This window comes from Pseudomonas sp. IPO3749, from assembly GCF_013386605.1.
Lineage (GTDB): Bacteria > Pseudomonadota > Gammaproteobacteria > Pseudomonadales > Pseudomonadaceae > Aquipseudomonas > Aquipseudomonas azotoformans_A.
In genome coordinates this window covers 19344-33096 of sequence record NZ_JACARN010000056.1, presented here as the reverse complement: position 1 = coordinate 33096, position 13753 = coordinate 19344, and the positions used below count along the sequence as shown (strand labels likewise).

General features: G+C 62.5%; 15 protein-coding genes and 1 other RNA gene. 7 read left to right on the top strand and 9 right to left on the bottom strand.

Annotated elements, in window-relative coordinates:
* Positions 1-63: 63 nt before the first annotated feature.
* Complete coding sequence (locus HX812_RS21530) at positions 64-1041, bottom strand: NADPH:quinone oxidoreductase family protein (protein ID WP_038843193.1); 978 nt, start codon at positions 1039-1041, stop codon at positions 64-66.
* 150 nt (positions 1042-1191) lie between these two features.
* Between HX812_RS21530 and HX812_RS21525 the strand changes: the two genes are divergently transcribed.
* Entirely contained in the window at positions 1192-1599 is a 408-nt protein-coding gene (locus HX812_RS21525; protein ID WP_016978962.1) for a flagellar basal body-associated protein FliL, read from the top strand.
* A gap of 19 nt (positions 1600-1618) precedes the next feature.
* On the opposite strand, the gene HX812_RS21520 is transcribed toward HX812_RS21525, so the two are convergent.
* From HX812_RS21520 to HX812_RS21505, 4 genes are all read right to left on the bottom strand, one after another.
* Positions 1619-2734: an ABC transporter permease gene (locus tag HX812_RS21520; RefSeq protein ID WP_038843183.1), complete on the bottom strand. Its 1116-nt coding sequence runs from the start codon at positions 2732-2734 to the stop codon at positions 1619-1621.
* Positions 2734-5451, bottom strand: a complete 2718-nt coding sequence (gene rbbA / locus HX812_RS21515) for a ribosome-associated ATPase/putative transporter RbbA (RefSeq protein ID WP_038843180.1) — start codon at positions 5449-5451, stop codon at positions 2734-2736. Before rbbA ends, HX812_RS21520 begins: the two co-directional genes overlap by 1 nt.
* Positions 5448-6413 carry an HlyD family secretion protein gene (locus HX812_RS21510; protein WP_038843177.1) on the bottom strand — a complete coding sequence of 322 codons (966 nt, stop codon included), beginning with the start codon at positions 6411-6413 and terminating at the stop codon, positions 5448-5450. The genes rbbA and HX812_RS21510 overlap by 4 nt, the downstream gene beginning before the upstream one ends.
* Positions 6414-6482: 69 nt before the next feature.
* On the bottom strand, positions 6483-6932 hold the full coding sequence (locus HX812_RS21505) for an EVE domain-containing protein (protein WP_038843174.1): 450 nt from the start codon (positions 6930-6932) through the stop codon (positions 6483-6485).
* Positions 6933-7127: 195 nt separating this feature from the next.
* Between HX812_RS21505 and HX812_RS21500 the strand changes: the two genes are divergently transcribed.
* Complete coding sequence (locus tag HX812_RS21500; protein ID WP_010207387.1) at positions 7128-7277, top strand: hypothetical protein; 150 nt, start codon at positions 7128-7130, stop codon at positions 7275-7277.
* 9 nt (positions 7278-7286) lie between these two features.
* Here the strand turns inward: HX812_RS21500 and HX812_RS21495 are convergent, their stop codons facing one another.
* From HX812_RS21495 to HX812_RS21480, 4 genes are all read right to left on the bottom strand, one after another.
* Entirely contained in the window at positions 7287-7916 is a 630-nt protein-coding gene (locus HX812_RS21495) for a 5-formyltetrahydrofolate cyclo-ligase (RefSeq protein WP_038843171.1), read from the bottom strand.
* 57 nt (positions 7917-7973) lie between these two features.
* Positions 7974-8152, bottom strand: a non-coding RNA gene (ssrS, locus tag HX812_RS21490) — 6S RNA.
* 30 nt (positions 8153-8182) lie between these two features.
* A complete protein-coding gene (locus HX812_RS21485) occupies positions 8183-8500 on the bottom strand; it encodes a cell division protein ZapA (RefSeq protein WP_003176812.1) in 318 nt (105 codons plus the stop codon).
* Positions 8497-8706: a TIGR02449 family protein gene (locus tag HX812_RS21480; RefSeq protein ID WP_007982902.1), complete on the bottom strand. Its 210-nt coding sequence runs from the start codon at positions 8704-8706 to the stop codon at positions 8497-8499. The genes HX812_RS21485 and HX812_RS21480 overlap by 4 nt, the downstream gene beginning before the upstream one ends.
* Before the next feature lie 138 nt (positions 8707-8844).
* Between HX812_RS21480 and HX812_RS21475 the strand changes: the two genes are divergently transcribed.
* From HX812_RS21475 to HX812_RS21455, 5 genes are read left to right on the top strand one after another with little or no spacing between them, the layout of a single operon-like run.
* Positions 8845-9402, top strand: a complete 558-nt coding sequence (locus HX812_RS21475; protein WP_021492630.1) for a YecA family protein — start codon at positions 8845-8847, stop codon at positions 9400-9402.
* Between the two features lie 20 nt (positions 9403-9422).
* The gene (pepP, locus tag HX812_RS21470; protein ID WP_038843166.1) at positions 9423-10745 is read left to right on the top strand and encodes a Xaa-Pro aminopeptidase; all 1323 of its coding nucleotides are present in this window, start codon (positions 9423-9425) and stop codon (positions 10743-10745) included.
* Complete coding sequence (ubiH, locus tag HX812_RS21465; RefSeq protein WP_033897545.1) at positions 10742-11929, top strand: 2-octaprenyl-6-methoxyphenyl hydroxylase; 1188 nt, start codon at positions 10742-10744, stop codon at positions 11927-11929. Before pepP ends, ubiH begins: the two co-directional genes overlap by 4 nt.
* On the top strand, positions 11922-12407 hold the full coding sequence (locus HX812_RS21460) for a DUF4442 domain-containing protein (protein ID WP_038843161.1): 486 nt from the start codon (positions 11922-11924) through the stop codon (positions 12405-12407). Before ubiH ends, HX812_RS21460 begins: the two co-directional genes overlap by 8 nt.
* A 9-nt stretch (positions 12408-12416) precedes the next feature.
* Positions 12417-13634: a 2-octaprenyl-3-methyl-6-methoxy-1,4-benzoquinol hydroxylase gene (locus HX812_RS21455; RefSeq protein WP_177074928.1), complete on the top strand. Its 1218-nt coding sequence runs from the start codon at positions 12417-12419 to the stop codon at positions 13632-13634.
* Positions 13635-13753: the final 119 nt, after the last annotated feature.

Genomic DNA, 13753 nt, shown 5'->3' with positions numbered 1-13753 from the left:
CGCGAATAGATAAGTGGTGGTCGTTTTATCAGTGTGGGGCTGGCGAGCAGCCCCAACGATGGCTCAGCGGGTTTGGACGACCACTTTACCAACAGCCTTGCGCTGCCCCAGGTCATTGATCGCTTGGGCGGCCTGCTCCAGCGGGTACACCTGCGACACCAACGGTTTTAGCTTTCCTTCGCCATACCAACTGAACAACTGCTGGAAGTTCGCCGCATTGTCCTGCGGCTGGCGCTGGGCAAACGAACCCCAGAACACCCCGACCACCGCCGCACCCTTGAGCAGCGCCAGGTTCACCGGCAGCTCCGGGATGCGCCCGCTGGCAAAACCCACCACCAGCAGGCGGCCGTTCCAGGCGATAGCGCGGATGGCTTGGTCAAACAGATCGCCACCCACCGGGTCGTAGATCACGTCGGCGCCGTTGCCGTCGGTGAGGCGCTTGATCTCGTCTTTCAGGCTGGTTTCGCTGTAGTTGATCAGCTCATCGGCGCCGGCGGCCTTGGCCACTGCGAGTTTGTCGGCACTACTGGCGGCAGCGATCACCCGCGCGCCCATGGCCTTGCCGATTTCCACGGCGGCCAGGCCCACGCCACCGGAGGCGCCGAGCACCAGCAGGGTTTCGCCGGGTTGCAGGTTGGCGCGTTGTTTCAGCGCGTGCATGGACGTGCCGTAGGTCATGCTGAAGGCGGCGGCGGTGTTGAAGTCCATGCTCGGCGGAATCGGCAGCACGTTGTAGCCGGGCACCGCGACCTGCTCGGCAAAGCTGCCCCAGCCGGTCAGCGCCATCACCCGGTCACCGACTTTCAGGTGGCTGACCTTTTCCCCGACTTCACTGACCACGCCCGCCGCCTCCCCACCCGGCGAGAACGGGAAAGGCGGCTTGAACTGGTACTTGCCCTCGATGATCAGCGTGTCCGGGAAGTTGACCCCGGCGGCATGCACGTCCAGCAGGATTTCGTTCTTCTTGATCGCCGGGCTGGCGATCTCTTCCAGCACCAGGGTTTCGGCGGGGCCGAAGGCTTTGCACAGCACAGCTTTCATCGGACTATTCCTTTTGGCATCGTGGCCGATAAGTGTAGGAGGGTACGCCCGTGGGTCAACGAGCATGCCCGGGCCTGATAAGCCGCCATAAGCTTGTGCTCTGCCTTGCTAGCGTTATGCTACCCGGCAACCGAATGTGAGGAATGAACTGTGAAAGCGTGGATCCTGTTGATGCTGGCCCTGACGTTGCCGATGGCGGCCCAAGCCGAAGAAGCCAAAGAAGGCGAGGCGCCGAAGGTCAGCTATATCAGCCTGAGCCCGCCATTTGTGGGCAACTACGGCCTGGATGGCACGGCGAAACTCAAGGTGTTCAAGGCCGACATCGCCCTGCGCGTGACCGGCCCCGAAGCGGCTGCTGCCGTCAAAGCCAACGACGCGTTGATCCGTAATCAGCTGGTGGCGCTGTTCACCCAGCAGACCAACGAGGCTATGAGCACCGTTGAAGGCAAGGAAAAACTGCGCCAGGAAGCCCTCAAGCAAACCCAGCAAGTGATGAATGACGAGACCGGCAAACCGGTGGTGGAAGATCTGCTGTTCAACAACTTGATCATCCAGTAATCACCAATAGGGTGCGGTTTCAGGAAGCCAGGCTCTTCCTGAACCGCGCCAGTGCCACCGCAAAAAACACCAACCCAATCCCCGCCAGCGCCAGCAAATCCGGCCACACCACGCTCACTCCCGCATCCCGAAACAGAATCGCCGCACTCAAACTCACAAAATGCGTCGACGGCGAGCCCTGCATCACCCACTGCAACCACTCGGGCATGCTGTCCAACGGCGTACTGCCGCCGGAGAGCAGCAGCATCGGGATGATCACCGGAATCGCCAGCAGGCCGAACTGCGGCGTCGATCGCGCGAGCGTCGCCAGGAAAATCCCCAAGGCCGTACTGGCAAACAAGTACAGCGCCGTCACGAACAGAAACAGGCTCAACGACCCCGCCAGCGGTACGCCGAGCAACCCTTTGACCACCACTTCCAACGACAGCCAGGTACAGAGCACCACCACCAGCATGTTGCTCCAGATTTTCGCCAGCATGATTTCCAGCGCCGTCAGCGGCAGCACCAGCAGATGGTCGAGGGTGCCGTGTTCGCGTTCGCGCAGCAGGGCGGTGCCGGTCAGGATAATGGCGAGGATGGTGATGTTGTTGACGATCTGGATCACCGCCAAAAACCAGCCGCCCTCCAGATTGGTGTTGAACAGCGCGCGCGTCGTGAGCAGGGCGGGCGCCTGGCTGGCGTCGGCTTGCCCGCTGTAGGTCAGCAATTCGCGCTGGAAAATCCGCCCGATGTAGCCCGCGCCCATGAACGCCTGGCTCATGGCCGTGGCGTCTACGTTCACCTGCACGCCGGGTTGGCGACCGGCCAGCAGATCAGCCTGAAAGTTCGCCGGCACATTGATCACGAAGGTGTATTCGCCGCTGTCCATGACCTTGTCCAACTGGTCGTAGGCCAGAGGGGTAGGCGCTTGAAACTCGGGCGGCTGCAGCGCTTCGGCCAGTTGCCGCGACAGCGAACTGTGGTCTTCATCGACAAACGCCACGCTGGCGTTGTGCACGCCAATCACCGAGCCGGCGGCGGGCATATAGATGGCGACGGTGAAGGCGTAGAACAGAAACAGCAGCAACACGCTGTCATGGCGCAGGCTGGTCAGTTCCTTGATCCCCAGGCGCAGAATATGCGCGAACTTATGCATCAGGCCTCCTGCTTCTTGAGCATGACCAGGCTCAGCCCGGTAAACCCGACAAAGAACCCGAACAGCGCCAAGCATTGCGGCCACAACTGGCGCAGGTCCAAGGCCTTGGTGAAGGTGCCCACGGCGACATCCAGGAAGTGCCCCGCCGGAAATAGCATGCCCATCAACGCCGCCGCGCCTTCCAGGGACGAGCGTGGCACGATCAGCCCGGAGAATTGAATGGTCGGCAGGCTGGTGATGATCATGGTGCCGAGGATCGCCGCGATCTGGGTGCGAGTGAACGCCGAAATCAGCAGGCCCATGCTGGTGGTCGCCAGCACATAGAGCAGGCCGCCGAACGCCAGCGTCAGGCCGCTGCCCTTGAACGGCACGCCGAACAGCCAGCGGTTCATCGCCACCAATACCGCCAGGTTGACCAGGCTCACGGCCAGGTACGGCGCCTGTTTGCCGAGCAGGAATTCCAGGCGGGTCAGGGGCGTGGCGTAGAAGTTGGTGATCGAGCCCAGTTCCTTCTCGCGCACGATGCCGAGGGCGGTGAGCATCGCTGGGATAAACGCCAGGATCAGCGCCATCACACCGGGGCCGATGGCGTTGACGCTGACCACGTCCTGGTTATAGCGAAAGCGCGTTTCCAGCTTGGCGGCTGCTGGATTGTTGCGCGGCAGGCTGCTCAGTTCGGCCAGTTGCTGCAGGTTTTCCTGGTGCACGGCCTCGACATAGTTGCGGCTGGTTTCCGCGCGAAACGGCATGCCGCCATCGAGCCAGGCGGCCACGCTGGGCTGGCGGCCAGCGTAGAGATCGCGGCCAAAGCCGGGTGGGATCTCCAGGGCCAGTTTGATTTCCGAACGTTGCAGGCGCCGGTGCAATTCAGTTGAGTCCTGAATCGGCGGCTGCTCGGCGAAATAGCGTGAACTGCGAAATGCCTCCAGGTAGGCGCGGCTTTGCGGCGTCTGGTCCTGGTCGTAGACGGCGAAGGCGAGTTTCTCCACATCCAGGGAAATGCCGTAGCCGAAGATCACCATCATGAACATCGCGCCGAGCAACGCGAAGGCCATGCGCACCTTGTCGCGCAGCAGCTCTTTGCCTTCGCGGCTGGCCACGGCCAATAGGCGGGCCAGGTTGAAGCCGCGTTTGCTCACGGGAGGGGCACTGGTTTCGCTGACGGTTGCGGCGGGCGCCGTGGGCTCGGGTTCGCCTTGGGCCTGTTCCAGGCAGGTGACGAACGCGGCTTCCAAGGTGTCGCCCTGGAATTGCCGTTGCAGCGCTTGCGGCGTATCGCAGGCGAGCACTTTACCCGCGTGCATCAGGGAGATGCGGTCGCAGCGCTGGGCCTCGTTCATAAAGTGCGTGGACAGGAAAATCGTCACGCCTTGTTCGCGGGACAGCTCGATCAGCAATCGCCAGAAATCATCCCGCGCCGCCGGGTCGACGCCCGAAGTTGGTTCATCGAGGATCAGCACTTCCGGGCGATGCAGCACCGCCACGGCCAATGACAAACGTTGGCGCAGGCCGAGGGGCAGTTCGCCGGACGGTTGTTCGGCCACGTCACCGAGGTCGAAACGCTGGATCAGCTCATCGATGCGCGGGCCGCTGTCGGCCTTGGGCAAGTCGAACAGTTGCGCATGCAGCACCAGGTTCTGGCGCACGCTGAGTTCGCCATACAACGAGAAGCTTTGCGACATGAAACCCACGCGCTTGCGGGTCTCGAGGTCCTTGGCGTCCACCGGATTGCCCAGTAGCGTCGCGCTGCCTTCGGTAGCGGGCATCAGGCCGGTGAGCACCTTCATGGTGGTGGTCTTGCCGCAGCCGTTGGAGCCGAGGAAGCCGAAGATCTCGCCGCGGCCAATGGCGAAGCTGACCTTGTTCACGGCGGTGAAATCACCGAAACGCAGGGTCAGGTCGTGGGCTTCGATGGCGATATCGGTGGTGTCGCTTTCCCTCGGTGGAATCACCAGCGGCTGGTTGTCGTGGGCGCTGTCGCCCTGGAAGTGGGTGAAGGCTTCGTCCAGTTTGCCGCTGGCGGTTGCGCCCGCCAATTCACGGCTTAGTCCGTCTGCAATCAGCTTGCCGCGATCGAGCATCAGGCAATATTCGAATTGCTCGGCTTCTTCCATGTAGGCCGTGGCCACCAGCAGCGTCAGTTGGGGGCGTTCTTGGCGGACGCTTTCGACCAGTTCCCAGAAGCGCCGGCGTGACAGTGGGTCGACGCCGGTGGTGGGCTCGTCGAGGATCAACAGGTCCGGGTCGTGGATCAGCGCGCAGCACAGGCCGAGTTTCTGTTTCATCCCGCCGGAGAGCTTGCCGGCCGGGCGTTCTGCGAAGCGCGCAAGGTCGGTGGCCAGCAGCAGGTTGTGCATGCGCTGGTCGCAGTCGGCTTTCGACAGGCCAAACAACGTGGCAAAGAAACGGATGTTCTCGCTGATGGACAACTCGGGATACACGTTGCCGCCCAGCCCTTGAGGCATAAAGGCGATGCGCGGGTACAGGCTGTTGCGGTGGCGGCGGTCTTCAATCGCACCGCCCAGCACTTGCAGTTGACCGTCCTGGAGCTTTTTGACCCCGGCGATCAAGCCCAGCAGGCTCGACTTGCCCGCGCCATCCGGCCCGATCAACCCGCAACGCGTACCGGCCGGGAGGCTGAACGTGATGTCGAGCAGGGCCTGTTGCTTGCCGTAGCGATGGTTGATTGCCGTGGCTTGCAGCGCCAGGCCGGTCATCGCAGGTTGGCCGGCCAGTCGATATCAGCCGTGCGCACGTAGCCGGCGCCGGGCATGCCCGGTTTGGCTTGGGGCACGGCGCTGGGTTGGGTCAGGCGCAGTTTGACGCGGAACACCAGTTTCTGGCGTTCGTCGCGGGTTTCCACTTCCTTGGGGGTGAACTGGGATTTGGCGGCGACAAAGCTGATCTTCGCCGGCAGCGGTTGGTCGGGCAGGGCGTCGAGCAGAATGCGCGCGTCGCTGCCGACGGTCAGGCGGCCGGTGACGGAGGCTGGCAGGTAGAGGTTCATGTATTGATCGTTGGGATCGATCAGCAACAGGACACGCCCGCCCGCGCCGAGCACTTCGCCCGGCTCGGCCAGGCGCAGTTGGATAATCCCGTCGATGGGCGCGCGCAGGCTGCTGTCATCGATCTCACTGGTGAGCTGGGCGACCTGGGCTTCGGCGGCGCCAATCGCCGCCTTGACCGAATTGACTTGGGCTTGCGCGGCAATCACGGCGGCGTTGCCGGTGTTCTGCCGCGCCTGCTGTTGGTCAATCAGCTGGCTGCTGGCGAAGCCGCGTTTGTACAGTTCCTGGGTGCGCTTGAGTTCCTGGTTGGCCAGCAGTTGCTCGCTCTGGCGCAGTTGCACGTTGGCCTCGGCGGCCGCGAAGTTTTCCTTGGCGCGCAGCACTTCGGCTTCGGCCTGGGCGCGCTGGGCTTCCAGCGTGCGAGTGTCCATGCGTGCGAGCAGTTGGCCTTTGAGGACCTTGTCGCCTTCGTCCACGCGTACTTCGGCCAGGCGGCCGGGGATCTTGGCGGCGATCTGCACTTCGGTGGATTCCAGGCGGCCATTGCCCATGCTCAGGCCTTCGGGCAGGCGGTCCTGGGTGGAGCGCCAGTAACCGAAGCCGCCGGCGCCCAGCAACAGGGCAATGAGGGCGATGGCGAAAAGGCGTGAGGCGTGGTGGTTCGTCGACATGGCTGCTTCCTGCGGCATTAGCGTCCTAGTTTGAGCGGTTTGCCCCGGCGGGGCTTTGATACCGGTCAGTTAAAGCAAATTGATCACGGCGGCCCATTGCTCGGGCGTGACGGCCATCACTGAAAGGCGGCTGCCTTTTTGCACCAGGGGCAGTTCGGCAAGGGCGGCTTGTTGTTTGAGGTAGCCCAGGCCAAGCACGTTGGGGAAGGTCTGGACGTGGGCGACGTTGATCGCGCTCCACGGATTTTTTTCCGGGGTGGCCTTGGCGTCGAAGTAGTGGCTTTCGGGCTCCAGCGCGGTGGGATCCGGGTAGGCCGCCTCGACGATTTTGCCGATGCCGGCAATGCCCGGCTCCGGGCAACTGGAGTGGTAGAAGAAAAATTGGTCACCCACCGCCATGGCTCGCAGGAAGTTGCGCGCCTGGTAGTTGCGAACCCCGTCCCAGCGCGCTTCGCCGAGCTTTTCCAGGCCTTTGATAGAGAGTTCGTCGGGCTCGGATTTCATCAGCCAATAGGCCATTTTTGGGCTCCTGAAAAAAGCAGTGGGCAAGTTGTCAGGCAATTTGATGACAAACCGACAGTCGGTTGGCGCCAAGGTTTGCGTGTTGGTTCACGTTACCGCAGAATGCCGGCTTTTAAAGCTTGACGCAGCTGCAACGGACTACTTTGGAACGTTGTTGTCATCGTGTACGAGGTGCCTGCAGGGGGGCAATCGATGCAACGTAAACCGGATTTACTATGGATTTTGGTGATTTTGTTTGGTCTGGGCGTCGTGACCACCGGGTATGCCCAAAGCTTGTGGTCGAACAAGACCGATGCGCCCGTTGAACTGGCTCAGCAGCAGCCGCAACCGTTCAAACGCTGACTCTTCTTTCTAAGGCGCCGCTGATTCCAGTGGCGTCTTCGCACTATACCAATGCTTATCGGTGACGGTGCCCGCCAACGGCACATCCCAGCTTGCCTGTTTCAATCGATCGACCTTCTGACATTCATGGGCCAGGCCCAACAGCGTCGGCTTGCGCCAGCTTTGGCGGCGCGCCAGGTAAGCCAGGCTGCGATCGTAGAACCCGCCGCCCATGCCCAGGCGTCCACCGGCATCATCGAACCCCACCAACGGCAACAGCACCAGGTCCAAGGCCCAGACTTTGCGCTGGCGGCTGATATTCACTCGTGGCTCCAGGATGCGAAAGCGATTGGGCAGCAGCTTTTCCCCAGGCCGCACGCGCTGGAACACCATCTTGGTCCGTGGCCAGGCGCTGAGCACCGGCAGGTAAGTGGCCTTGCCCCGGCGCTGGGCGGCGCGCAGCAGCAGGCGCGGATCGATTTCACCGTCCGTCGGTAGATATAAAGAGATATGTTTGGCCCGGCGAAACAGCGGGTGCTGTGCCAGTTGCCGATACAGGCCCTGGGCGGCCTTGCGCTGCTCGCTCGGCGTGAGGGCGCGGCGGGCTTTGCGCAACATGCGTCGAAGTTGCGGACGGGAAAGCGGCGCAGGTTCGGTCATGGTTTCCGGCTCATAAAACAATGCCAGTCCGAGGACTGGCATTGAGTTTGGGAATTCAGGCTCCCCGACAGAGCCGCTGTCGACTTAGCCCTTGAACCCGAAAGTTCAAGGTGGAAGATGCAGTAGGCTTTAAGGCTTTCCGTCTAGCGGACATGCACACCAGCCCAACGTGCAACTTCCAGGGTAGTGCGAATCGGCTCAGGGACATCGCCGACTGGCAAACACGCCAGGGAGTGGGGCGAGTATACCTTAAACCGTCGCGGCAATCAGCCCTTGGGTGCGTCTGAATCGCTGGAAAGCACCAGATCGACACGCTCCAGCAGGTCACGCACCTGCTCACGCGTCGAGCCGCTGGCCTGCACGTCAGGGCGTTCCTGCTTATGCAGCAGATCGTGGGTAATGTTCAGCGCGGCCATCACGGCGATACGGTCGGCGCCGATCACTTTGCCGCTGCTGCGGATTTCACGCATCTTGCCATCCAGGTAGCGGGCGGCGCTCACCAGGTTGTTGCGCTCTTCCTGGGGGCAGATGATCGAATATTCTTTGTCGAGGATCTGCACGGTGACGCTATTGCTTGAACTCATGAGTCTTGCTCCAGGGCCTTCAGGCGCGAAATCATCGATTCGACCTTACGCCGGGCGATTTCGTTTTTTTCAATGAGGTGAGCGCGTTCCTCGCGCCAGGTCTTTTCCTGAGCTAATAGGAGTCCGTTTTGGCTCTTTAGTTGCTCGACCCGGGTAATTAGCAATTCGAGTCTGGCCATCAGCGCTTGCAGGTCGGTGTCTTCCATTGGGTTCCACTGGATTTGTCTGATGAATGGCAACTGCAGGATAAACGATCTGACGCCCTTGATAGTCTTGGTACGTCTGCCGGTGCTAGGATACAGCGCTCCATTCTAGACATTGCGCCGTCTGGCGCCTAGCTCACCATGCCTATTCAGAACTCCCCGTACGACGCTTTTTCCAAACTGCTGAGCACCAGCGGCCACCCTTGCTCGCCTGCTGAACTGCACGGCGTATTGCTGGGCCGTAGCTGCACCGGCGTTGGCTTTGATGCCGACAACTGGCTGGCTGACGTGGCCGAGCTGCTTGAGACCGAGCCGACCGACAACGTGCGTAACGCGCTGATCGGCCTGCAAGAGATGGTCAAGGGCGAGCTGACCGGTGATGACGTCACCGTGGTCCTGCTGCTGCCGACCGACGACGCACCGCTCGCCGAGCGCGCCGCTGCCCTGGGCCAATGGTGCCAAGGCTTCCTCCACGGTTTCGGCGTCAACGCCGGCGGCCTGGAACTGAGCACCGACGCCAAGGAAGTGTTGCAGGATTTGGCAGCGATCTCCCAGGTGCAAGACGCTCTGGAAGAGTCCGAAGACGGCGAAGGCGATTACATGGAAGTCATGGAATACCTGCGCGTCGCGCCGCTGCTGCTGTTCACCGAGACCAAGAAGTCCGCTGAGCCCGCTGCGCCCAAGCCTTCGCTGCACTAAGAAAGGAAGCCCATCTGCCCATGATCCATATCCCCCGAGCGGAATACACCCGACGCCGCAAGGCGCTCATGGCGCAGATGGAACCCAACAGCATCGCGATCCTGCCGGCCGCCGCCGTGGCGATCCGCAATCGCGATGTCGAACACGTGTACCGCCAGGACAGCGACTTCCAGTACCTGAGCGGTTTCCCCGAGCCGGAAGCGGTGATCGTGCTGATGCCCGGTCGCCAGCACGGCGAGTACGTGCTGTTCTGCCGCGAGCGCAACGCCGAACGCGAACTGTGGGACGGCCTGCGCGCCGGCACCGAAGGCGCGATCCGTGACTTTGGCGCCGACGACGCGTTCCCCATCACCGATATCGACGACATCCTGCCCGGCCTCATCGAAGGTCGCGACCGGGTGTACTCGGCCATGGGCAGCAATGCCGAGTTCGACCGGCACCTGATGGAATGGATCAACGTGATCCGCTCCAAGGCCCACCTGGGCGCCCAGCCGCCGAACGAATTCGTTGCCCTGGATCATCTGCTCCACGACATGCGCCTGTATAAATCGGCGGCAGAAGTGAAGGTGATGCGCGAGGCCGCGCGAATCTCCTGCGCGGCCCACGTGAAGGCGATGCAAGCCAGCCGCGCCGGCCTGTATGAGTTCAGCCTGGAAGCCGAACTGGATTATGAGTTCCGCAAAGGCGGCGCGAAAATGCCGGCCTACGGCTCCATCGTCGCCGCCGGGCGCAACAGCTGCATCCTGCATTACCAGCAGAATGACGCGCTGCTCAAGGACGGCGACCTGGTGCTGATTGACGCCGGTTGCGAGATTGACTGCTACGCGAGCGACATCACTCGCACCTGGCCGGTCAATGGCAAATTTTCGCCGGAACAGAAGGCGATCTACGAAATTGTGCTGGCTTCCCAAGAGGCCGCGTTTGCCGAGATCGCTCCGAATAAGCATTGGAACCAGGCGCATGAGGCCACCGTGCAGGTGATTACTGCCGGTCTGGTGAAGCTGGGGTTGCTGCAGGGTGACGTCGACGAGTTGATCGCCAACGAAGCCTATAAAGCCTTCTACATGCACCGCGCTGGCCACTGGCTGGGCATGGATGTGCATGATGTGGGCGAGTACAAAGTGGGCGGTGAGTGGCGGGTGCTGGAAGTCGGCATGGCGCTGACCGTAGAGCCGGGCATTTATATTTCGCCGGACAACCCGAATGTGGCAAAGAAATGGCGTGGCATTGGCGTACGCATCGAGGACGACGTGGTAGTGACCAAGCAAGGCTGTGAAATCCTGACCGGTGGCGTGCCCAAGACCGTCGCTGAAATTGAAGCGCTGATGGCGGCTGCCCGATGAGCCGGGTCAACCTGGCAATCATTGGCGGCGGCCTGGTCGGCGCCAGCCTGGCGCTGGCGTTGCAGGCTGGGGCCAAGGCGCGCGGCTGGAAGATCGTGCTGATCGAACCTTTTGCGCCGGGCGACAGCTACCAGCCGAGCTACGATGCGCGCTCTTCTGCGTTGTCCTTTGGTGCACGGCAGATCTATCAGCGCCTGGGCTTGTGGCAAGAGATTTCGCGCCGCGCCGAGCCGATCAAGCAGATTCATGTGTCTGACCGTGGGCGTTTCTCCACCGCGCGCCTGTCCGCCATGGAAGAGGGCGTGCCGGCCCTCGGCTATGTGGTGGAAAACGCCTGGCTGGGCCAATGCCTGTGGCAAGGCCTGGACAAAGAGGTGGTCAGCTGGCGTTGCCCGGCCGAAGTCACACGCATGGAACCGCTGCCCGATGGCTACCGCCTGACCCTCAATGATGAAACCGTGCTGGAATGCGACCTCGCCGTGCTGGCTGACGGTGGCCGTTCCGGTTTGCGCGAGCAATTGGGCATCGGCGTGAAAACCCGCCCGTACAACCAGAGCGCGCTGATCGCCAACATCACCCCCAGCGAATCCCATAACGGTGAAGCCTTCGAGCGTTTCACCGACGAGGGCCCGATGGCCTTGCTGCCGCTGCCGGACAACCGCTGCGCACTGGTGTGGACGCGCATCGGCATGGACGCGCAACGCCTGGCCAATCTCGACGAGCGCAGCTTTTTGAGCGAGTTGCAGGGCGTGTTCGGCTACCGCCTGGGCACGCTGAAGCAAGTCGGCGCCCGTCATCTGTACCCGCTGACACTGGTTGAAGCCGAGGAGCAAGTGCGCTCCCACCTGGCTATCCTCGGCAACGCGGCCCACAGCCTACACCCGATTGCGGGGCAGGGCTTCAACCTGTCCCTGCGTGATGCAAATGCATTGGCTGAAGCCTTGTTGGCGGGACCGCAAGTGCCGGGTGACCTGGCCACCTTGCAGGGTTATCGCGAGCGTCAGCGCCTGGACCAGAAGCTCACCGTGGGTTTCTCCGACCAGGTCACGCGCCTGTTTGGCAGCGCTCAACCGTTGGTCGCCCTGGGGCGCAACATGGGCCTGCTGGGCCTGGACTTGCTGCCGCCGGCCAAGCGCTGGTTCGCCCGTCAGGCCATGGGCCTGGGTACACGTCCCGATGCGTAACTGGTTGATCCAACGTGTGGGCAAGGCGCGGTTATTGCGTTGGTTCCTGAGCCTGTACCCGCCGTACCTCGGCGCGGGTGTACGGGTGCAAGAACTGAGCGCGGACTTCCGGCATGTCAAAGTGCGCATGGGCCTGGGCTGGTACAACCGAAATTACGTCGGCACACAGTTTGGCGGCAGCCTGTATTCGATGGTCGACCCGTTCTACATGCTGCTGTTGATGGAAAACCTGGGCCGCGACTACATCGTGTGGGACAAGGCGGCGAGTATCGATTTCATCTCGCCGGGCAAAGGCCCGGTGTATGCCGAGTTTTCCATCGATGATGCCTTGCTCGATGAGATCCGCCGGCAGACCGAAGGGGGCGAGAAGTACCTGCCCCACCTCAAGGTTGAGATTCATGACGGCTCCGGCACCCTGGTGGCGCGGGTCGACAAAACCCTTTACGTGCGGCGCAAGCCGCCAGCGAGACAGGCTTAAAGCATGGACATGCGCGCAGATGTGCTGATTGTCGGGGCCGGAATGGTCGGAAGCGCCCTGGCGCTGGCGTTGCAGGGCAGTGGCCTGCAGGTGCTGCTGCTCGACGGTAGCCCGCTGAGCGTCAAGCCGTTCGACCGCGAGGCCGCATTCGAACCCCGCGTGAGCGCCTTGTCGGCCGCGAGCCAGCGCATCCTTGAACGTCTGGGCGTGTGGGACGGCATTGTGTCGCGCCGTGCAAGCCCTTATGGCGAGATGCAAGTGTGGGACGGCAGCGGCACCGGGCAGATCCATTTTTCCGCCGCCAGTGTGCATGCTGAAGTGCTGGGGCATATCGTCGAGAACCGCGTGGTGCAGGATGCGCTGCTCGACCGTCTGCACGACTGCGACCTGGGCCTGCTGGCCAATGCACGCCTGGAACAGATGCGCCGCTCCGGCGATGACTGGCTGCTGACCCTGGCCGACGGCCGCACGCTGCGCGCGCCGTTGGTGGTGGCTGCCGATGGCGCCAACTCCGCTGTGCGTCGCCTGACCGGCACCGCGACCCGCGAATGGGATTACCTGCATAACGCCATCGTCACCAGCGTACGCAGCAGCCAGCCGCACCAGCGCACCGCGTGGCAACGCTTTACCGACACCGGCCCATTGGCGTTCTTGCCGCTGGTGCGAGAGGGGCAGGAAGATTGGTGTTCGATCGTCTGGTCGACCACGCCGGCCGAGTCCGAGCGCTTGATGGCGCTGGATGATGAAAGCTTCTGCCGTGAGCTGGAGCGCGCCTTCGAAGGGCGGCTCGGCACGGTGCTGAGCGCCGACCCGCGCGTCTGCGTGCCACTGCGTCAGCGTCACGCCAAGCGCTATGTGGCCGAAGGCCTCGCGTTGATTGGCGACGCGGCGCACGTCATCCATCCCTTGGCGGGGCAGGGCGTGAACCTGGGGTTCCTGGATGCGGCGACACTGGCTGAAGTCTTGTTGTCGGCAACCGAGCGCGGCGAGCGCCTGGCGGATGTAAAGGTACTGAGCCGCTACGAGCGTCGACGCATGCCGCACAACCTGGCGTTGATGGCGGCGATGGAAGGTTTTGAGCGACTGTTCCAGGCCGATCAACTGCCGCTGCGCTGGTTGCGCAACGCTGGATTGAAAATGGTCGACCAGATGCCCGAGGCCAAGGCCGTCTTTGTGCGCCAGGCGCTGGGTCTGACCGGCGACCTTCCGGAGCTCGCCAAACCCTGAGGTTGAAATGCTATCCCCTGTGGGAGCCGGGCTTGCCCGCGATGAGGCCATAAGCCGCACTGCAAATCCCGGCCATGCAACATCTGGTAACGCCTCCACCAAGCGCTACCAAATGTGAG